Raw genomic sequence first — 18,822 nt, forward strand, 5'->3', positions numbered from 1 at the left:
CCCCACCCCCTCTTCTGCCCGCTAGATAAACTACTATCGCCCGCCCCCCCCCCCCCCCCCCCCCCCCCGCGGCGGCGTCAGGAGCCGCCCGCCCCGACCGCGCCCCGGAACGAGGCCGTGTGGCCCCGGACCTGTTCCGGTGTCAGATAGGCGTCCGTGTACTCGAAGTCCCGCAGCGTCCCCGCCTTCGAGGCCAGGAAGCCCGTCCGTACGTAGTCGTCGCCCGCGACCGCGTTCAGCAGCCAGTTCGTCATCACGCGGGCCTTGGCGACATTGGTGCGCAGCGCCCCCCAGTGGTACGCGCGGGCCACGGCCTGCGCCGGCGCGCCGTGCAGCTCGACGCCCAGTGGCTTCGAGACCCCGTCCATGCCGCCGAGGTCCACCACGAGGCCCAGGTCCTTGTGCCGGTACGGGTGGACCGGCTCCCCGCGCAGGGTCGAGACGAGGTTGTCGGCGACCGCCTTGCCCTGCCGCATCGCGTGCTGCGCGGTCGGCGGGCAGATCGCCCCCTCCTCGCCCTTGGCGAGGTCGGGCACCGCCGCCGCGTCGCCCAGCGCCCAAACGCCGTCGAGCCCCGGCACGGACATCTCGGCCGCCACGGCCAGCCGGCCGCGGAAGGTCTCCGCGCCCAGCGTGCCGATGAGGGGGCTGGCGGCCACGCCGGCCGTCCAGATCAGCGTCCGGCTCGGCAGCACCCGTCCGTCGGTGAGCGTCACGTTCTCCTCGTCCACCGAGGCCACCGAGACGCCGAGCGAGACCTCGATGCCCCGCTTGGTCAGGATGTCCAGGGCGGCGGCGCCGAGCTTCTCGCCCAGTTCCGGCATCAGCTTCGGCGCGATGTCGACGAGGTGCCACTGGATGAGGTCCGGGTCGAGCCGGGGGTAGCGTTTCACCGCGTTGCGGGTGAGCAGCTGGAGGCAGGCCGCCGTCTCCGTGCCCGCGTAGCCGCCGCCGACCACGACGAACCGCAGGCGCGCGGCCCGCTCGGCGTCGTCGTTGCTCGCGTCGGCCAGATCGAGCTGGGCGATGACGTGGTCGCGGATGTACACGGCCTCCGCGAGCGTCTTCATGCCCCGCGCGTACTCGGCGAGCCCCGGGATGTCGAAGCTCCGGGTCACGCTGCCCGGGGCGAGGACGAGGTGGTCGTACGGCTCGTTCACGAACTCGCCGGAGATCGTGCGCACCACGCAGACCTTCGCGGCCGTGTCCACGCCGACCACGCCGCCCGGCACGATCCGCGTCCGGTGGCGCTCGCTGCGCCGGAGCGACAGGGCCACCGACTGCGGGGTCAGTACGCCCGCCGCCACCTGGGGGAGCAGGGGCAGGTACAGCTGGTACGAGAACGGCGACAGGAGCGTGATCAACGCCTCCCGGTCCGCGAGCCGCCGTTCGAGCCTCCGTACACAGGCCACTCCGGCGAATCCCGCGCCCACCACGAGAATCCTCGGTCGAGTCACGCTGTCCGCCCTTCCGTATGAGCGTGCAAAATGTCAGGGAATATGTCTGAGTAAGCCCATGTGGCAATTTTTCGCTGACTATCCGTGGTTCACCCTTTTTATCGTCATTGCGGCGGGATCGCTCTTCGGAATGATCCGCTTCGGGCCGGTGAAGCTCGGTGCGGCCGGCGTCCTCTTCGTCGGCCTCCTGCTCGGCGCGCTCGACCCCGACATCGGTCCGGCCGTACCCGCCGGCCTCTCCGTCCTCGGCCTGGCGCTGTACGTCTACACCGTCGGCCTCGACGCGGGACCGGCCTTCTTCCGCGAACTCCGCCCGCAGCTGGCCGTGATGGCCGGCGCGGTCGTCGCCCTCGTGGTCACCGCCTTCGCCGTCGGGCTCCTCGGGAGCACCGTCCTCGGCATCGACGGCCCCTATCTCGCCGGCGGCTACGCGGGCATCGGCACCACCACTCCCGGTCTCGCGGCCGCCCAGGCGGCCTCCTCCGATCCGGCGCAACCCGCCACCGGCTATGCGATCGGCTACCCCCTCGCCGTCGTTCTCACCATCCTTTTCGTCGCGGGCATCGCCGCGGCACGGAACTGGCCCGGCCGGCGCGACCCCGGCGAGGCCCTTCCCCGGGAACTCGTCACCCGCACCGTCGACGTCACCCGCCCCCTGCGCTGGGCCGACGTCCCCGGCGCCGCCGACGGCCGGCTCCTCGCCAGCGCCCACCGGACCCCCGGCGGCGGACCCCGCGTCGCCCTCGGCCTCGACGCCCTGGCCCCGGGCGACCAGGTCGTCCTCGTCGGCGGCCCCGAGGCCCTGGCCGCCGGCGTCGCCGCCCTCGGCACCGAGGCGCCCACCCACCTCCTCGACCGCCGCGACGTCGTCGACTACCGCCGCATCCTGCTCACCAACCCCGACCTCGCCGCGCGTACCGTCGCCGAACTCGGCCTCGGCGACCGCTTCGGGGCGAAGGCCACCCGCGTCCGCCGCGGCGACCAGGACCTCCTGGCCCACGACGACCTGCTGCTCCAGCTCGACGACCGCGTCCGCGTCGCCATGCCGCGGGAGCGCACCGCCGAGGTGACCCGTTACCTCGGCGACGCCGAGGCCAGGGTGAGCGAGGTCAGCGCCGTCAGCATGGGGCTCGGCCTCGCCGCCGGCTTCCTCGTCGGCATCCCCGAGCTGACGATCGGCTCCACCGTGCTCTCCCTCGGCACGGCCGCCGGACCGCTCGTCATGGCCATGATCCTCGGCCGCCTGCGGCGCACCGGCCCCCTCGTCTGGGTCCTCCCCACCCGGGCCAACCTCACGCTCCGCCAGATCGGCCTGCTCCTCTTCCTCGCGTGCGTGGGTCTCACCTCGGGCTACGCCTTCCGGCGCGAGGCATTCTCCGTCTTCGGCCTCAAGCTCCTCGCCGTCCTCCTCGTCGGCGCCGTCGTCAGCTACGCGCTGATGGTCCTCGTGGCCCGGCTCCTCGGCCAGAGCCGCCCCCGCACCATGGGGCTGCTCGCCGGATACGTCGGCAACCCCGCCATCACCGCGTACGCCAACAGCCGCGTCTCCGACAGCCGCGTCAACACCGGCTACGCGACCCTCTTCGCCCTCGCCATCCTCGTCAAGATCGTGTGCATCCAGCTCATCGTGGGCCTCTGACCCGGAGTCGCGCCCCGGGGGACGGACCCGGCGGCCGCGCCCCCGTGCCGGGCCCGGCCGACCTGACCCCTCCCCAGCCCACCGGCGCGCGGACCGGCGTCTCGGCATCCGGCGTCGGACACGGGGCCGCAGGTGGGCGGGGCGGGGCGTCAGAGGACCGCGATCCCCAGCGGCCGTGATCCGGCGGCGAGCCGGTGGGTGTCACCCGAGGCGAGGTCGACGACGGTCAGGCCGTCCCAGTAGCCGTCCCGGGTGAACCCGCCGGTCACATAGGCGGTGCGGCCGTCCGGGGACACGGCCACGTTCTCGTGCGGGCCCTCCAGCGGGTAGACCCGCTCGGCCCCGGCGGGCGTCCGCACCGTCAGCGACGGGCCCTGGTCCTCGTCCGGGTCGATCGGCCCGGTGCCGACCGCGAACAGCGTCCCGTCGGCGGTGACCGTGACCCCGTGCTGGTGGGTGTCCCCGGTCATCGGCTCGATCGTCGTCGCGCCGGTCCGCGGGTCGACCACCGCGAGCCGCTCGCCCTCGAAGGGCAGCAGCAGCCTCCCGTCGGAGGGGCGCACGGCCGCGTAGTGCGGCTTGAGCCACGAACCGAGCCCGCCCTCCGTGCCGTAGGGGGCGACCTCCACGCGGCGCGACCGCAGCGTGTCGGAGGCGACGACGGTGACGTCGAAGGAGTCGTGGTTCGTCGCGTACACCTCCGAACCGTCCCGCGACACGTCCACGTCGAAGGGACGCCTGCCGGCCTCCACGGTGTCCGTGACCCTGAGCGCGGCGGTGTCGACGACCTCCAGGGCACCGTTCCCGCCGGGCACGTTGACCCCCACGTACACCCGGCGCCCGTCCGGCGAGAGCGCGATGCCCATGCCCCCGCCCCGGTACTCGCCGGTGGTCACCGGCCCGGTGTCCGTCCGGTACGGCACGAGCGCCAGGCGCTGCCGGGTCGCCGTGTCCACGACCGCGACCCCCTCCGCGGTCGCCACCCAGGCGCGCCCGTCGTCGCCGACGACCAGCCCGTACGGGGCCGTGCCGACCGCCACCGAGCCCACCGGCCCGCGCGCCGGGTCCACGAAGGTGACGGTGTCGGCACCGAAGTCGGTCACCAGCAGGGTCCCGGGCGCGGCCGGACCGGACGGCACGGGCGCCGCGGTCGGCGTGGCCGAGGACGGCGGAGCGGACGTCCCCGCGGGCGACGGCGCGTCCGCGGCGGAGGCCGCCCCTCCGGAGCCCTGCGCACACCCCGCGAGCAGGGCGACGGCCACCGCCGCGGGCACGAGCACCCGGGCGGAACGGGACGGACGGCGGAACGCGGTCATGACGGACTCCTCGGTACGGCGGACCGGGCGGCCGGCCCCGCCGCGCGGCGGTTCCGTGCCCTGCCCCGATCCTCCGCCCGCGGTCCGCCCCGCGCGGTCCGCCGCCCGGCCGCCGGCCCACGGCGGGACGGACGACCCGGGGGTCGTCCGATCGGTGGACCCCGGGGTCCACGCGGGAGGGCGGGTCAGCGCGGGAAGCGGCTCAGGAAGCAGAGCGTCCGCTCGACGCAGAGCGCGGTCGCCTCCGGCACGTGGGACGGCGCACCCGGCTCGGCGAACAGGTGCGAGGTGCCCGGGTACAGGAAGAGGCGCCGGTCGTCCGCGTCCGCCACGAGCGCCCGCGCCGCGTCGAGGTCCCCCTCGTCGACGAAGAGCGGATCGGCGTCCATGCCGTGGATCTGCGCGGGCACGCCCTCGGGCCACTTCCCGCCGAACGCGTCCGCGGGCACGCACGCGCTGATCAGCAGCGCCCCGAGCGCTCCGGGCCGGGTCTGGGCCAGTTTCTGGGCGGGCAGCACACCGAGGGAGAACCCGGCGTACACGATCTCCGCGGGCAGCCCGTCGGCGGCGCGCACGCCGCGCTCCAGGAGCGTGTCGAAGCCGACCTCCGAGGCGTGGGCGATCCCCGCCTCCAGGTCCTCGAACGTCCGCCCCTCGTAGAGGTCGGGCGTGTGCACCGTGTGCCCGGCCCGCCGCAGCTCCACCGCGAACGCGGCGACCCCCTCGGTCAGCCCGAGACAGTGGTGGAAGAGCAGAACCTCGGCCATGTCGTCATCCCCTGGGTCACGTGCGCGGCCCGCCCCCCGGTGCGGCGCAGACCTCGTTCGGGGACAGCATCGCCCATGGCACCGACACCACCCGGTCCCGTCGGCCTACTCGGCCGAAAAGACCCGCACCGGTCCCGGCGCGCGCACGGCGCGGCGGCCCGGCGTGACGACCGGCCGGTTCAGCGGACCGGCCGGTGCGGCAGGACCGCGGCGCCCGTCTGCGTGTGCGACATCACGGCAGCGCCCTGGCCCATGCCGTTCGGCGCGATGCCCCCCTGCGGCACACCGCCCTGACCCATGCCGTGCGGCATCGGGCCGCCCTGGTGGCCGGCGACCGCGAGCTGGTTGCCGACGCCCGCGTGGGCGACCGGCCCCTGCGGTCCGGGAACGCCCTGCGGGGGCATCTGGATGACCCGGCTCAGGTCCCGCATGACCTCCTCGGCGACCTGGCGGACGTCACCCGGAACATCACCCCGCTCCCGTATGAGCTCGGCGTAGATCGGTGCGGTGCCGTCCGCGTGGTTCATGGGGCTCGCTTCCTTCGAGTGCGCCGGTTCCGACACCGACGGGGCGACGCGAGTCTACGGGGCACCGCCGACACGCCTGGCCCTGGCGCCCGCAGACCGGCCGGTAACCGGGCCCCCCGACGTGCCCTCCAGCGGAAATCCACTGTCCTGCGGGGCCCGCCCGGCCGAGAATGGATCACCGAACACCCGGGAGGGACCCCATGAGCCAGGCGACCCTGACTCTGCACGACCTGATGCCGTCCGGCGAGCTCGACGCCGCGCTCGCCGAGGGGCACGTCACACGCAAGCGCCACCCCGAGCTGCCGCTGTCGATCTACACGTACACGCGCGCGTGCCAGTACGCCCAGCACTGGAACCGGGCCACGACCCGCTGCCGGGGCCTCGTCGCGGACGACGCCACCGGACGGATCGTCGCCCTCCCCCTCCCCAAGTTCTTCAACCTGTCCGAACACGCCGGCGGCCGCCCCTACGCGCCGCCGCTGCCCGACGAGCCCTTCGAGGTGTACGACAAGGTCGACGGCAGTCTCGGGGTGGTCTTCCACTACGACGGCCGCTGGCACGCCGCCTCCAAGGGCTCCTTCACCAGCGCGCAGGCCACCTGGGCCCAGCGCCGCCTCGACGCCGCCGACACCACCGGTCTGACGCCCGGCGTGACCTACCTCGCCGAGATCCTCTACCCGCACAACCGGATCGTCGTGAACTACGGGGACCGGCGCGACCTCGTCCTGCTCGCCGCCTTCGGGCAGGACGGCACCGAGGTGCCCCTCGCCGAGGCCGCGGCCTCCTGGGGGCCCGTCGGCTCCGTCGTCCGCAGCTGGCCCGCCATGAGCGTCGCCGAGCTCACCGCCCTGACCGAGTCCAGCACCCTGCCCGGCGGCGCCCGGGCCACCGGCACCGACGCCGAGGGCTTCGTGCTGCGCTTCGCCTCCGGTCTGCGCGCCAAGGCCAAGCTCGGCGAGTACGTGCGCCTCCACAAGGTGCTGACCGGCGTCACCGAGCGGGACATCTGGCGCGGCCACGGCATCCAGCGCTTCGCCGGCGTGCCCGCCGCCCGGCTGGCCCAGGGCATCGGCTGCTCGGTCGCCGAGGTGGAGGCGTCCGGGGGCAAGCCGCTGGACGCCCTCCTCGACCAGGTGCCGGACGAGTTCGACGCCTGGGTGCGCGAACTGATCGCGGGCTTCGAGGACGCCGCCGCCCTCCGGGAGCGGGCCCTCGACGAGGCGTACGCCCGTCTCGCCCCCCTGGCCGGCGACCGGGCCGCCTTCGCCCGCGCCGCGGCCGGCGAGCCCGACCGGGGGCTGCGCGCGGCCCTCTTCCTGCGCCTCGACGGGCGCCCCACCGACCTCCTCGTCTGGCGTCAGATACGCCCCGAGGCCACCGACCCCTTCACTCGCGACGAGGAGAACTGACCGTGCCTGTCGTCCACGTCATGACCGGCCTCCCGGCCTCCGGGAAGACGACGGCCGCCCGCGCCCTCCAGGCCGCCGCCGAGGGACGCGTCCGCCGCGTCAACCTCGACGACCTGCGCTCCATGCTCGACCTCCCGGACGCCGCGCGCGGGCACTCGCGCCCCCACGAGCAGACGGTGCTGGGCATCCAGGACGCGGCCGTGCGCGCGGCCGTCGACGACGGCTTCGACGTCGTCGTCGACAACACCCACCTGACCCCGCACATCCCCAAGCGCCTCAAGGCCGCCGTCGCCGGCCGGGAGGCGACCTTCGTCGTCCACGACTTCACCGACGTCCCCGTCGACGAGTGCGTCCGCCGCGACGCCGCCCGCGAGCGACCCGTCGGCGAGGAGATCATCCGCATCCTCGCCGACAAGCACGCCAAGGCGACCCGGGGCGGCTGGCGGCTCACCGCGGAGTGGCTCGGCGACCGGCCGGCCGGTCTGCCCTACGTCGCCGACCCGGCCCTGCCCACGGCCGTCATGTGCGACATCGACGGCACCCTCGCCCTCCGAGGCGCCCGCGGACCGTACGACTTCACCCGCTGCGACGAGGACCTGCTCAACCCCTCCGTGCGGGACGCCCTGCGGGCCTTCCGGAACGGCGAGGGCGACCGGATCGTCCTGCTCTCCGGCCGCAGCGAGGACCACCGCGCCCTCACCGAGGCGTGGCTCGCCCGTCACGAGGTGCCCTACGACGAGTTGTGGATGCGCGCCTCCGGCGACGGCCGCGGCGACGACATCGTGAAGGCCGAGCTGTTCGACGCCCATGTGCGCCACCGGTTCGCGGTCCGCGTCTCGCTCGACGACCGCGACCGCGTGGTCGCCCTCTGGCGCCGAATGGGCCTGCCCACCTGGCAGGTCAACTACGGGGCCTTCTGACCTGCCCGGCCGGCCGCGCGGCGCCGGCCCGGGGCCCGCGCGCGGGGGTGGGACCGCCCACCCCCGCCGCCGTGTCAGGATCGTGGGATGGTGGAAAAGATCATCGCGGCGTGCGACGGCGCGTCGAAGGGAAACCCCGGCCCCGCGGCCTGGGCCTGGGTCATCGGCCGCTCCGACGGCGAGGTCGACCGCTGGGAGGCGGGACCGCTGGGCCGGGCGACCAACAACGTGGCCGAACTCACGGCACTGGAACGGCTCCTCGAAGCCCTCGACCCGGACGTGCCGGCCGAGGTCCGCATGGACTCGCAGTACGCCATGAAGGCCGTCACGACCTGGCTGCCCGGCTGGCGCCGCAAGGGCTGGAAGACCTCCGCGGGCACCCCCGTCGCCAACAAGGAGCTGGTCGTCCGCATCGACGAGCTGCTCACCGGCCGCGACGTCGCCTTCGTCTACACCCCCGCGCACCAGGTCGACGGCGACCCGCTCAACGACGCCGCCGACCGCGCGGCCAGCCACACCGCCCGCACCCAGGAGCCCACCGGCTCGGCCGCCGGCGCCCCCCTGCCCCCGCCGGAGGCTCCGTCACGCGCCTCCGCGCCCCGGTCACGCTCCGCCACGCCCTCCCGCTCTGCGACGGGGACGGCGGCCTCCTCCCCGCGCCGGAGTCGCCCGTCCGGCGGAACGCTGAAGGCCAAGTTCCCCGGCCGCTGCCGCTGCGGAAAGCCCTACGGCAAGGGCGAGACGATCGCCAAGAACCCCGACGGCTGGGGCCATCCCACCTGCGTCTGAACCGTGGGGCCGTCCGACTGGCGGGCGGCCCCGTCCGGCCCGTGAGACCGGTGAACGGGGGTGCCGGGCAGGCTTCACCCACGTGTGGGCGCGGGTTCTCCCGGGGTTCTGTTCTCGGAGCGGTTGTGGCTGCATACTGTTCCTCCTCGCACCTGGTGACGAACCGTTTTACCTGCTTGTTTGTCGCTCTCACGACATGATCGGCACCCGGCGAGAACCTCCCTCCTGCTGCCGCCGCGGCCTTCGTGGCGGAAGCTCTCCCTGCCCGTGAAAGACCCGAGGTTCCGTGCCAGTACCTGTTCTCCTGACCGGGCGCACCGTGCGCCTGGAGCCGCTGGCGATGCGGCACGCCGAAGCCCTCGCCCGGGCCGGCGGGGCGGACCGATCGGCCTACGCCTTCACCCCCGTGCCCGACGGCCTCGAATCGGCCCTCGACTACATCGCCCGTGCCCTCTCCGATCAGGCGGCAGGCCGATGCCTGCCCTTCGCCCTGGTCAGTACGGCCGACGAACACGTCATCGGTTCCACCCGCTTCCTCGAACTCGACTACTGGCGGGGCCCGCTGGTCTGGCCCCCGGTTCCCGGGATGCCGCACGGCGATCCGCTGACCGCCGTGCCGGACGCCGCCGAGATCGGGAACACGTGGATCTCCGGTGCCGCCCGGGGGACCGGCATCAACACCGAGGCGAAGTACCTCATGCTCCGGCACGCCTTCGAAGCCTGGGGCGTCCGCCGCATCACCCTGCGCGCCGACGCCCGCAACACCCGGTCCCGGATCGCCATCGAGCGGCTCGGCGCCACCTGCGAAGGCGTCCGCCGGGCCCACTCGCGGGGCCTCGACGGAGCCGTCCGCGACACGGCCTTCTACTCGGTCCTCGACGAGGAGTGGCCCACCGTCCGGGACATCATCGAGCTCCGCATGTCCACACCCCGCCAGGTGCGCGTCCCCCAGGACCTGCTCCCGGCCTGATCCGCCGGCCCCCGGGTCCGTGTCCGGAAAGCCCCGCCTCACCCGCGGCGCACCCCTCCGGACACGGCCCGGCCCCCTCCCGCCGCCCGGCGGAGCCCGGCCCGCGACCGGACGGGCCTCCCGGCCAGGCAGCGTCCGCACCGCCCCCTGACCACGGCCCCCACCGGCCCGAACGCGGTTCCCGATCACCCTCGCCGCCCTCCGCGCGCGCCCGGTACGGTGACCGGGACAGCGAGCCGTGCCGCGAGAGGACCGAGTGAACGTGCCGACCGGAACCCCCGACGTACTCCTCCGGACGGAAGGCCGCGCCGGGTTCGTCACCCTGAACCGGCCCCGCGCCATCAACGCGCTCACCCACCCCATGGTCCTCGCCGTGGACGAGGCACTCACCGCGTGGGAACACGACCCCGCCGTCGCCACCGTCGTCATCGAGGGCGCCGGTGAGCGGGGCCTCTGCGCCGGCGGCGACATCCGCGCCATCCACGAGGACGCGCGCTCCGGCGGCACCGCCTCGGCGGCCTTCTGGCGGGACGAGTACCGCCTCAACGCCCGGATCGCCCGCTACCCCAAGCCGTACGTCGCCCTCATGGACGGCATCGTCATGGGCGGCGGCGTCGGCGTCTCCGGCCACGGCTCCGTCCGCGTCGTCACCGAGCGCTCCCGGGTCGCGATGCCCGAGACCGGCATCGGCTTCGTCCCCGACGTCGGCGGCACCTACCTGCTCTCCCGCGCCCCCGGCGAACTCGGCACCCACCTGGCGCTCACCGGCGGAGCCGTCGGCGCGGCCGACGCGCTCCTCACCGGCCTCGCCGACCACTTCGTCCCCGCCGCCGCGCTGCCCGCCCTCGTCGCGGACCTGACCCGCCTCCCCGCAGCCGAGGCCGTCGCCCGCCACGCCACCGAGCCCCCGGCCGGCGTCCTCGCCGGCCGGCGCGAGTGGATCGACGCCTGCTACGCCGCCGCGGACGTCGAGACCGTCGTCGACCGGCTCTTCGACACCGGAACCGCCGACGCCAAGGAAGCCGCCACCACGCTCCTCACGAAGGCCCCCACGGCCCTCAAGGCCACGCTGGCCGCCGTCCGGCACGCCCGTTCCCTCACCACCCTCGAAGAGGTGCTGGACCGGGAGTTCCGCGCGTCCTGCGCCGCGCTCGCCACCGCCGACCTCGTCGAGGGCATCCGGGCCCAGGTGGTCGACAAGGACCGTGACCCCCGCTGGACCCCGCCGACCCTCGCCGAGGTCACCGACGCCGACCTCGCCCGCTACCTCGCCGTCCCGGCGGGCGGCGACCTCGGCCTCGCCGCCGGGCGGACCGACGCGGGTCCCGCGGGCGCGGACGGGGACGTCCGGGGCGGAGCGTGACCGCGGACACCTCCTTCCGGCCCGTCCTCGACCGCATCGCCGAGGAGATCGCGGAACTCGCCGAACGGGGCACCCCGGCCGACTACATCCCCGCCCTGGCCGCGGGCGACCCGAACCGCTTCGGCATGGCCGTGGCCGAACTCGACGGCTCCGTCTACGGGGTGGGGGAGTGGCGGCACGCCTTCTCCACGCAGTCCGTCACCAAGGTCTTCACCCTCGCGCTCGCCCTGGCCGGGGAGGGCGACGCGCTCTGGGCCCACGTCGGCAGGGAACCCTCCGGCGACCCGTTCAACTCCCTCGTGCAGCTGGAGTACGAGCACGGCATCCCCCGCAACCCGTTCATCAACGCCGGAGCCCTCGTCGTCACCGACCGGCTCCACCGCCTCACCGGTGACGCCTCCGGCAGCCTGCTCGCCTTCCTGCGCGCCGAGACCGGGAACGAGAGCCTCGCCTTCGACGCCGACGTCGCCGCCTCGGAGGCCGCCCACGGCGACCGCAACGCCGCCCTCGCCCACTTCATGGCCTCGTACGGCAACATCACGGGCCCGGTCCCCGACCTGCTCCGCGAGTACTTCCGCCAGTGCTCCCTCGAAGCCTCCTGCGCCGACCTCGCCCTCGCCACCGGCTTCCTCGCCCGCCACGGACTGCGCGCCGACGGCACCCGCCTGCTCACCCGCAGCCAGGCCAAACAGATCAACGCCGTCATGCTCACCTGCGGCACCTACGACGCCGCCGGCGACTTCGCCTACCGCGTCGGGCTCCCCGGCAAGAGCGGCGTCGGCGGAGCCGTCGTCGCGGTCGTCCCCGGCCGCTGCACCCTCTGCGTCTGGAGCCCCGGCCTCGACACCCGCGGCAACTCCGTCGCCGGCGTCACCGCCCTCGACCGCTTCACCACCATCACCGGCCTCTCCGTCTTCTGACGGCCGCGCGGGCACCGGCCGGCCCGAACCGCGTTTCAGCGGTCGAGGGCGGCCGGCTCGCCCAGGGCGCCGGCGGCGGTCCGCCAGGCCGCGGTCACGGCGCCGTGGGCGAGGGAGGTCGCGGTGGCGATGTCGTCGGGCAGGTGGAGCGGAGAGCCGATGTGGACGTGCAGCGGGGGACGGCGGACCGGGGAGGTGAGGACGCCGGCGATCTGCTTGACGCGGCCGCCGGAGGTGATGCGGCGGGCACCGGCCTGGCCGATGGGCACGACCGGGGCGCCGGTCGTGCGCGCGAGCCGGGCGAGTCCGGTGCGGAACGTCTCCGGAGGGTTCTCCGCGGAGTCCGGGCGGGGCGGGATGCGTCCCTCGGCATACAGCATGACGTGCCGGCCCGACGCGAGGGCGACCGCCGCCGCGTCCAGCGAGGCCGCGGCCCGCGCGGAGTTGCGGTGGACCGGCACGTGGCCCTCGCGGGTCAGGGCGCGGCCGAGGAACGGCACGCGCCACAGCCCCGCCGTCGCGAGCACCACCGGCTCGACGGCCAGCCGCCGGCGGAGCGCGGCGAGCACGAGCGCCGGATCGGCCGTCGACGTGTGGTTCACGACGATGATGCTGCCGGGGGCGATCCGGGCGTCCGCGTCGGTGGTGACGGTCAGCCGCCCGAAGAACGGCACGACGCGGGCGGCGAGACGACTGAGCACGGACGACCCCTGACTCCGGGAAGGATGCGCTGACCCGTTCATCGTCGCCTCGGGGCCGGGCCGCGCGGATGAGCACGCGTACTCATCCCGGTACCCAACGGCACCGCGTACGGGCCTGGGTGACCCGGGCGCGGCACCCTCCGTCTACGCTGAGCCCCGGACGGCCGGCACGGCACGAGGAATCCGGAAGAGGGGAGGGGCGGGCGGATGGAGCGTTCTCCGCGACGGCCCGCGACCCTCCTGCCCGCGCTGCTCTGCGCGATCTGGTCCCTCCTGCTGATCCCGCCGGCCACCGGCGCGTCCGCGGCCACCGGCACCTCCACCGCCCCGGCCCCGGTCACACAGGCGCCGGTCTCCGCGCCCCCGCCCGTGGACGCCCCGGCGGCCGCGGCCCCCGCCTCCTCCCACGCGGCCCCGCCGGAGCCGCAGCTCGCGGCCACCGCCGTCGTGCGCCTCCCGGCCGCCGTGGAGAACCTCCTGCGCCACCCGGGAGCGCCCGCCGCCCCGGCCGTCGCGGTCACGGACGTCCCCGCACCCGCGCGGGGGGTCCTGGTGGGCGACCCCCGCCGCGAGCGGGCGCCGCCCGGCGGCGACCACCGGCCGCGGGACTCCCGCGGACCTCCCTCCCCCCGGCACGACTGACGTTCCTCCGCGTCCGCCGCCCGGGTCATCGGCATGCCCCGGGACCGGTCGGCGACGCGCATCCGACCGTACGTCCGGCACGGACCGGCGACCCGCAGACAGGGTCCGCCGGAGCCGTGCGCTGCCCGTGGAGCACCCATGTCCGCTCGTTCCGCGCTCTGGCGCGCGCTGCTCGCGCTCGCCGTCGTCGCGCTCTCCCTCTGGATCACCCTGACCACCCCGCCGCGCCTCGGACTCGACCTCCGCGGCGGGACCCGCATCGTCCTGCAGACCGAGGACGGCCCCGCCACCCGCGCCGACGCCGCGGCCACCGACCGCGCCCTGGAGGTGCTGCGCAAACGCGTCGACGGCCTCGGCGTCGCGGAGCCCTCGCTCGCCCGGGCCGGCGAACGCCGCATCGTCGTCGAGCTGCCCGGGCTGCGCGACCCGCGCCAGGCGGCCGAGGTCATCGGCCGCACCGCACAGCTCACCTTCCACGCCGTCACCGGCGAGGCCGGGGGTCCGGCCGGTGCCCCCGGCCCGGACGGGGCGCGCGTCCTGGCCGACCCGGACGCGCCCGGCCGTTTCCTCGCCCTGGCCGCGCCCGCCCTCACCGGAGACGGCGTCGAGAACGCCGAGGCCGTGCTCGACGCGACGAGCGGCCGCGGCTGGACGGTGGACCTGTCCTTCCGCGACAAGGGCGCGGGCGACTGGGCGCGGCTGACCGGCGCCGCGGCCTGCGCCGCCCCGGGCGACCCGGCGCGCCGGGTCGCGATCGTGCTCGACGACCGGATCGTCTCCGCGCCCGCCATGCAGACCGGCGTCGCGTGCGGGGCGGGCATCGGGGGCGGCTCCGCGCAGATCACCGGCGGGTTCTCGGGACCCGAGGCCCGCGACCTGGCGGCGCTCGTCCAGGGCGGCGCGCTCCCGGTCCCGGTGACGACCGTCGAGCAGAGCACCGTGGGCCCGACGCTCGGCGCCGAGGCGATCCGGGCCAGCGCGCTGGCGGCGGCGATCGGCCTGGCGTGCACCGGGCTCTTCGTGATCGTGGTCTACCGGCTGCTCGGCGCCCTGGCCACTCTCGCCCTCCTCCTGTACGGGCTGATCTCCTACGCCGCGGTCGTCGCCCTCGGCGCCACCCTCACCCTGCCCGGCCTCGCCGGATTCGTCCTCGCCGTCGGCATCGCCGTGGACGCCAACGTGCTGGTCTTCGAACGGGCCAGGGAGGAGTACGCGGCGCCCGGCCGCACCGCCGGGCGCGACCCGCGGCGGCCGGTGGCGGCGGCGTTCGGCCGGGTGTGGAGCGCGGTCGCCGACTCGCACGTCACCACCCTGCTCGCGGCCGGTCTGCTGTTCGTCTTCGCCACGGGCCCCGTCAAGGGCTTCGGGGTGACGCTCGCCATCGGCGTCGTGACCTCCCTCCTCACCGCGATGGTCGTCACCCGGCTCCTCGCCGACGCGGCCCTGCGCCTGCCGGCCGTGCGGCGGCGCCCCCGGATCACGGGCATCGCCTCCCTCGGCCGGCTGCGGACCCGGCTCGTCCGCCGGCCTCCGCGCGTGATGGCGCACCGGCGCCGCTGGCTGACCGGCTGCGCCGCGCTCCTGTTCGTCGCGCTGGCGGGGATCGGCGTCCGGGGGGTGGAGTTCGGCGTGGAGTTCACCGGTGGTCGCGTCGTGCAGTACGCGGCGGAGCGCCCGGTGGACGCCGACGCGGCGCGCACGGCGATCACCGCCGCGGGCTTCCCCGACGCCGTCGTGCAGACGACCGGAGACGGTGACGTCTCGGTCCGCGTCCGGGAGACCGGCGACGGCGAGCAGCGGGAGATCCGCGAGGCCCTGACCGGGGTCGCGGGCCCGGTGAGCGTGGAGCGCGACGACCTGGTCGGGCCCAGCCTGGGCGGCGAACTGCGCACCCACGCGCTGCTCGCGCTCGGCCTGGCGGTCGCGGCCCAGCTCCTCTATCTGACCGTGCGCTTCCGCTGGACGTACGCGACGGCGGCGGTGGCCGCGATGGTCCAGGACGTGCTGCTGGTGGCCGGTCTGTTCGCCTGGCTGGGCAAGCCGTTCGACAGCGTCTTCCTGGCCGCGCTGCTGACCGTGGTGGGGTATTCGGTCAACGACTCGGTGGTCGTCCTGGACCGGCTGCGGGAGCTGCGCCGACGCGGTGGGGGCGTCGCGACGGCGGACCTCGCCGACCGGGCCGTGGCCCAGACCCTGCCGCGCACCGTCAACACCGGCATGGGCGCGCTCTTCGTCCTGGTGGCGCTGGCGGTCCTGGGCGGTGACTCGCTGACGGACTTCTCCGTCGCGCTGCTCGCGGGCGTCGTCCTCGGCATGGCGTCCACGGTCCTGACCGCGATGCCGCTGGCCGTCGCCCTGGAGGCGCGGCATCCGGAGCCGGCCCGCGTACCGCGCCGGCCCGCGGGCGCCGTGGTCTGACCCCGTCCGCGGCGGCCCGCTCCCGCACCGGGGGCGGGCCGCCGCACCGGGGTCAGGGGTGGTCGCGGCGGCCGGTCGCCGCGTGTGTCTCGGTCGTGGACCCGTCGCGGCCCTCCGCGCGGACGCCTTCCCGGCGGGCTCCGCCGAGCTCGGCCTCGACGAGGTCGGCGGCGCGCGCGGTCCCGCCCTCGCGCGCCATGGAGTCCCTGATCCCGGCCGCGCGGCGCGCCACTTCGGGATCGTCGACGAGGGCGAGGACGGCCTCGCGCAGCCGGGCCGGGGTGACCTCCTCCATGGGCAGGTGACGCGCGACGCCGAGGGACTCCAGCACGGCGGCGTTCCCGAACTGGTCGACGGCCTGGGGGACGGCGACCATCGGGGTCGCGGTGGCGAGGCCCTCCCGGCTGCCGCCCGCTCCGGCGTGCGTGACGAAGGCGTCGACCTCCTGGAGGACGGCCTCCTGGGGCACCCAGGAGTGCGCCTCGACGTTGGCCGGAAGGTCCCCCAGTTCGGCCGGGTCGACGAACGCGCCGATCTGCAGGACGACATGCCAGCCGGGCAGGTCGCCGAACGCGGTGACGCAGTCCCGGTAGAAGCCGGGCTGCTTGGTGAAGGCGGACCCCAGGGAGACCAGGAGCACCTTCTCCGCGCCCGCGGGGCGCCGCCACGCGGCCCGGACGGAGGGCGCGCCCTGGCACGCGCCGACGAAGGTGTAGACGGACTCGTCGACCCGGTCGGCGTGCGGCTGGAGCACCCGGGGGATGAGGACGAGCGCGCGCCGCGGGCGGGCGACGAACCGGTCGGGGTGGGTGTCGACGCCGTGCGCGGCGAGCCAGGACGCGAACCGCGCGTAGTACGCCTTGCCGCGGGGGGACGCCTTGAGCTCGGCGAACGCGGGTTCGGCGACCTCCTCCTCGTACCCCTCCCAGGGCACCATGTTCGGCCAGAGGGAGAGGGCCGGCACGCCCCAGCCGTGGGCGAGGACCGGGGCCGGGTAGGCCGTGATGTCGTGCAGGACGAGGTCGGGCCGGTCGGCGTCGAAGGCGTCGGCCAGCTGGGGGAGGGCCTGTCGGGCGTCGGCCAGGAACGGTTCGAGGTGGTCGATGAGTTCCGTGCCCCAGGCGTCGGGGTCGTCGTCGGTCGGCAGCGTCGAGGTGTAGACGACGGGGGTGGCTCCGGTGGCGGCGACCTTCTCCGCGAAGGAGGCGGGAACGGCGTAGCTGACGCGGTGGCCGCGGTCGACGAGTTCGCGGATCACCTCCAGGCTGGGGTTCACGTGGCCGTGGGCGGCGATGGAGAACATGGCGATGTGCGCGGGGGGGACGGTGGTCATGTCCGCCACCATAAACGAGACGAACCGTATCGTCTAGCGGGCGAAGAGGGCGGGTACGCCGCAGGGCGTGTCCGAAGGCACTCGTCGGACACGCCCTGCGGGAAAGGGGGTTCAGCAGGCGCCGAGGTCCTGCCAGACGCCCCACTGGCCGGTGGTGCCGGGCTCCTCGCCCGTCGTCCACCACTTGGCCTTCCAGGTGTGGCCCTTGTGCGAGACCTGCTGGCCGCCGGTGTAGACCGAGGAGGTGACCCAGGGGGAGGCCGTGCACTGGCTGACGCCGCCCGTGACGGTCAGGGTGAGCACGGCCGCGTGGGCCGCCGACGGGCCGGTGCCGTTGACCACGATCTGGTAGGTGCCCGAGACCGTGGCCGCCGTGGTGGTGACGGTCAGGGTGGAGGAGCCCCCGGCCGTGACCGAGGCGGGGCTCAGGGAGGCGGTCACGCCGGCGGGGACGCCGCTGACGGTGAGGCCGACCGACTGCGCGGCGCCGGCGGTCACCGCGGTGTGCACCGCGGCGGAGGCGGACGAGCCCGCGGCGACCGTGACGGCGGCCGGGGAGGCGGTCACCGAGAAGTCGTCGGCCGGGGCGGTCGTGCCGCTGGTGAAGGGGGCGAAGACGCGGGAGAAGTCCCAGGTGTTCTGCTGGATGCCGGAGCAGTGGTCGGCGGCGGCCCCGCCGGGGCAGGCCCCGTTGTCCCGCTGGAGCGCCCAGAACGAGAGGGTGTTGATGCCCTTGGAGACCGCCCAGTCGTACACCGTGCGGGCGTTGGCGAGGGTGAACGTCTCGGCCGGCCCGAAGTCGTCGACGCCGATCATCTCGGTGATGCCGACCATGCCCCAGAGCTGCGCGGGCGTCTTGGCCGGGTAGAGCTTGGCGAGCTGGTCGTACAGGCCCTGGGCCGCGGTCTTGGTGTCGGCGGCCATGTCGTGCACGGCGTTGTCGTAGTAGTCGAAGGTCATCATGTTGACCACGTCGACCTTCGCGCCGTTGGTGACGGCGTTCTTGAGCACGGCGAGACCGCTCGCGGCGAGGCCCCGGGTGGTGGTCGGCAGGGTGTAGGAGATCTGGAGCGTGCGCCCGTTGGCCGCGGCCCAGTCCTGGAGCACCTTGATGGCCTTGTTCCGCCGGTCGATGCCCGCGCTGTCGTCCAGCGAGTCGACCTCGATGTCCATGTCGAGCCGGGTGACGTCGTAGGTCGTGACGACCTTCTGGTAGACGGCGGCGATCTGGCTGACGTCGGTGCAGCTGTCGGCGATCTCGGTGCCGGTGGTGTCGGCCGTGTAGCCGCCGAAGGAGGGGATGACGTCCCCGCCGCGGGACTGGATGGTCCTGATGTCGGCGCCGAACGAGGAGGCCGCGACGGGCGTCGAGGTGTCGCCGTTCCAGTACGCGGTGCACGAGCCCTTCGTGGCCGTCTGCAGGAAGGCCATCGTGAGGTGCTTGGCCCCGGACTGGGCGCTCAGCGCGGCCGGGCTCTCCCCGGTCCACGCCTCGAAGTACGGGGCGAAGACGTGCTCGGGGAGCGGGGTCGCCGCCTGTGCGGGGGAGCCTGCGAGGGCGGAGAGGCCCAGGGCGGCCACGGCGGTCACGGCCGCGGTGAGGGCCGAGCGGAGCGAACGTACGCGTCTCATGGGAATCCAATGACGGTGG

15 protein-coding genes and 1 pseudogene are annotated in these 18,822 nt (G+C 75.0%); 9 read left to right on the top strand and 7 right to left on the bottom strand.

Going from position 1 to position 18,822, the window contains the following annotated elements; translation table 11 throughout:
* Positions 1 to 77: 77 nt before the first annotated feature.
* The gene (locus tag ACZ60W_RS16475) at positions 78 to 1,457 is read right to left on the bottom strand and encodes an NAD(P)/FAD-dependent oxidoreductase (RefSeq protein ID WP_469756010.1); all 1,380 of its coding nucleotides are present in this window, start codon (positions 1,455 to 1,457) and stop codon (positions 78 to 80) included.
* A 58-nt stretch (positions 1,458 to 1,515) separates the two neighbouring features.
* Between ACZ60W_RS16475 and ACZ60W_RS16480 the strand changes: the two genes are divergently transcribed.
* A complete protein-coding gene (locus tag ACZ60W_RS16480) occupies positions 1,516 to 3,096 on the top strand; it encodes an aspartate:alanine exchanger family transporter (protein WP_469756011.1) in 1,581 nt (526 codons plus the stop codon).
* Positions 3,097 to 3,245: 149 nt separating this feature from the next.
* Here ACZ60W_RS16480 and ACZ60W_RS16485 read toward each other — a convergent pair whose 3' ends face one another.
* The 3 genes from ACZ60W_RS16485 to ACZ60W_RS16495 form a co-directional block, all read right to left on the bottom strand.
* Positions 3,246 to 4,412: a YncE family protein gene (locus tag ACZ60W_RS16485; protein ID WP_469756012.1), complete on the bottom strand. Its 1,167-nt coding sequence runs from the start codon at positions 4,410 to 4,412 to the stop codon at positions 3,246 to 3,248.
* Between the two features lie 185 nt (positions 4,413 to 4,597).
* Complete coding sequence (locus ACZ60W_RS16490) at positions 4,598 to 5,179, bottom strand: dienelactone hydrolase family protein (RefSeq protein ID WP_469756013.1); 582 nt, start codon at positions 5,177 to 5,179, stop codon at positions 4,598 to 4,600.
* A gap of 179 nt (positions 5,180 to 5,358) precedes the next feature.
* Positions 5,359 to 5,706, bottom strand: coding sequence for a hypothetical protein (locus tag ACZ60W_RS16495; RefSeq protein WP_469756014.1), 348 nt, complete (start codon positions 5,704 to 5,706; stop codon positions 5,359 to 5,361).
* 200 nt (positions 5,707 to 5,906) lie between these two features.
* Here ACZ60W_RS16495 and ACZ60W_RS16500 point away from each other — a divergent pair, with 200 nt between their 5' ends.
* The 6 genes from ACZ60W_RS16500 to ACZ60W_RS16525 all read left to right on the top strand — a co-directional run bounded on the left by ACZ60W_RS16500 (position 5,907) and on the right by ACZ60W_RS16525 (position 12,077).
* Positions 5,907 to 7,115, top strand: a complete 1,209-nt coding sequence (locus tag ACZ60W_RS16500; protein ID WP_469756015.1) for an RNA ligase — start codon at positions 5,907 to 5,909, stop codon at positions 7,113 to 7,115.
* A 2-nt stretch (positions 7,116 to 7,117) separates the two neighbouring features.
* Positions 7,118 to 8,035: a phosphatase domain-containing protein gene (locus ACZ60W_RS16505; protein ID WP_469756016.1), complete on the top strand. Its 918-nt coding sequence runs from the start codon at positions 7,118 to 7,120 to the stop codon at positions 8,033 to 8,035.
* Positions 8,036 to 8,122: 87 nt separating this feature from the next.
* Positions 8,123 to 8,824: an RNase H family protein gene (locus ACZ60W_RS16510; RefSeq protein ID WP_469756017.1), complete on the top strand. Its 702-nt coding sequence runs from the start codon at positions 8,123 to 8,125 to the stop codon at positions 8,822 to 8,824.
* A gap of 286 nt (positions 8,825 to 9,110) precedes the next feature.
* Positions 9,111 to 9,794: a GNAT family N-acetyltransferase gene (locus ACZ60W_RS16515; RefSeq protein ID WP_469756018.1), complete on the top strand. Its 684-nt coding sequence runs from the start codon at positions 9,111 to 9,113 to the stop codon at positions 9,792 to 9,794.
* 256 nt (positions 9,795 to 10,050) lie between these two features.
* On the top strand, positions 10,051 to 11,157 hold the full coding sequence (locus tag ACZ60W_RS16520; protein WP_469756019.1) for an enoyl-CoA hydratase/isomerase family protein: 1,107 nt from the start codon (positions 10,051 to 10,053) through the stop codon (positions 11,155 to 11,157).
* Positions 11,154 to 12,077 (top strand): glutaminase, encoded by a 924-nt coding sequence (locus ACZ60W_RS16525; RefSeq protein ID WP_469756020.1) that lies wholly within the window; start codon positions 11,154 to 11,156, stop codon positions 12,075 to 12,077. Before ACZ60W_RS16520 ends, ACZ60W_RS16525 begins: the two co-directional genes overlap by 4 nt.
* Before the next feature lie 35 nt (positions 12,078 to 12,112).
* Here ACZ60W_RS16525 and ACZ60W_RS16530 read toward each other — a convergent pair whose 3' ends face one another.
* A complete protein-coding gene (locus tag ACZ60W_RS16530; protein ID WP_469756021.1) occupies positions 12,113 to 12,778 on the bottom strand; it encodes a lysophospholipid acyltransferase family protein in 666 nt (221 codons plus the stop codon).
* Between the two features lie 207 nt (positions 12,779 to 12,985).
* Between ACZ60W_RS16530 and ACZ60W_RS16535 the strand changes: the two genes are divergently transcribed.
* A complete protein-coding gene (locus tag ACZ60W_RS16535; RefSeq protein ID WP_469756022.1) occupies positions 12,986 to 13,420 on the top strand; it encodes a hypothetical protein in 435 nt (144 codons plus the stop codon).
* A gap of 138 nt (positions 13,421 to 13,558) precedes the next feature.
* On the top strand, positions 13,559 to 15,838 hold the full coding sequence (gene secD, locus ACZ60W_RS16540; RefSeq protein WP_469756023.1) for a protein translocase subunit SecD: 2,280 nt from the start codon (positions 13,559 to 13,561) through the stop codon (positions 15,836 to 15,838).
* Between the two features lie 133 nt (positions 15,839 to 15,971).
* Here the strand turns inward: secD and mgt are convergent.
* Positions 15,972 to 17,235: pseudogene (gene mgt, locus ACZ60W_RS16545) on the bottom strand (macrolide-inactivating glycosyltransferase); the annotation flags it as partial.
* Between the two features lie 47 nt (positions 17,236 to 17,282).
* Positions 17,283 to 18,803 carry a chitinase gene (locus ACZ60W_RS16550; protein WP_469756024.1) on the bottom strand — a complete coding sequence of 507 codons (1,521 nt, stop codon included), beginning with the start codon at positions 18,801 to 18,803 and terminating at the stop codon, positions 17,283 to 17,285.
* Positions 18,804 to 18,822 lie beyond the last annotated feature (19 nt).

The sequence above is a fragment of the Streptomyces sp. NPDC104202 genome (genome assembly GCF_055584185.1).

What these genes read in the sequence shown, in the direction of transcription:
- ACZ60W_RS16510 (WP_469756017.1), top strand. Translation starts at nt 8,123, where the DNA reads ATGGTGGAAAAGATCATCGCGGCGTGCGACGGCGCGTCGAAGGGAAAC.
- ACZ60W_RS16485 (WP_469756012.1), bottom strand. Translation starts at nt 4,412, where the DNA reads ATGACCGCGTTCCGCCGTCCGTCCCGTTCCGCCCGGGTGCTCGTGCCC.
- ACZ60W_RS16480 (WP_469756011.1), top strand. Translation starts at nt 1,516, where the DNA reads ATGTGGCAATTTTTCGCTGACTATCCGTGGTTCACCCTTTTTATCGTC.
- ACZ60W_RS16535 (WP_469756022.1), top strand. Translation starts at nt 12,986, where the DNA reads ATGGAGCGTTCTCCGCGACGGCCCGCGACCCTCCTGCCCGCGCTGCTC.
- ACZ60W_RS16495 (WP_469756014.1), bottom strand. Translation starts at nt 5,706, where the DNA reads ATGAACCACGCGGACGGCACCGCACCGATCTACGCCGAGCTCATACGG.
- secD (WP_469756023.1), top strand. Translation starts at nt 13,559, where the DNA reads ATGTCCGCTCGTTCCGCGCTCTGGCGCGCGCTGCTCGCGCTCGCCGTC.
- ACZ60W_RS16550 (WP_469756024.1), bottom strand. Translation starts at nt 18,803, where the DNA reads ATGAGACGCGTACGTTCGCTCCGCTCGGCCCTCACCGCGGCCGTGACC.
- ACZ60W_RS16500 (WP_469756015.1), top strand. Translation starts at nt 5,907, where the DNA reads ATGAGCCAGGCGACCCTGACTCTGCACGACCTGATGCCGTCCGGCGAG.
- ACZ60W_RS16490 (WP_469756013.1), bottom strand. Translation starts at nt 5,179, where the DNA reads ATGGCCGAGGTTCTGCTCTTCCACCACTGTCTCGGGCTGACCGAGGGG.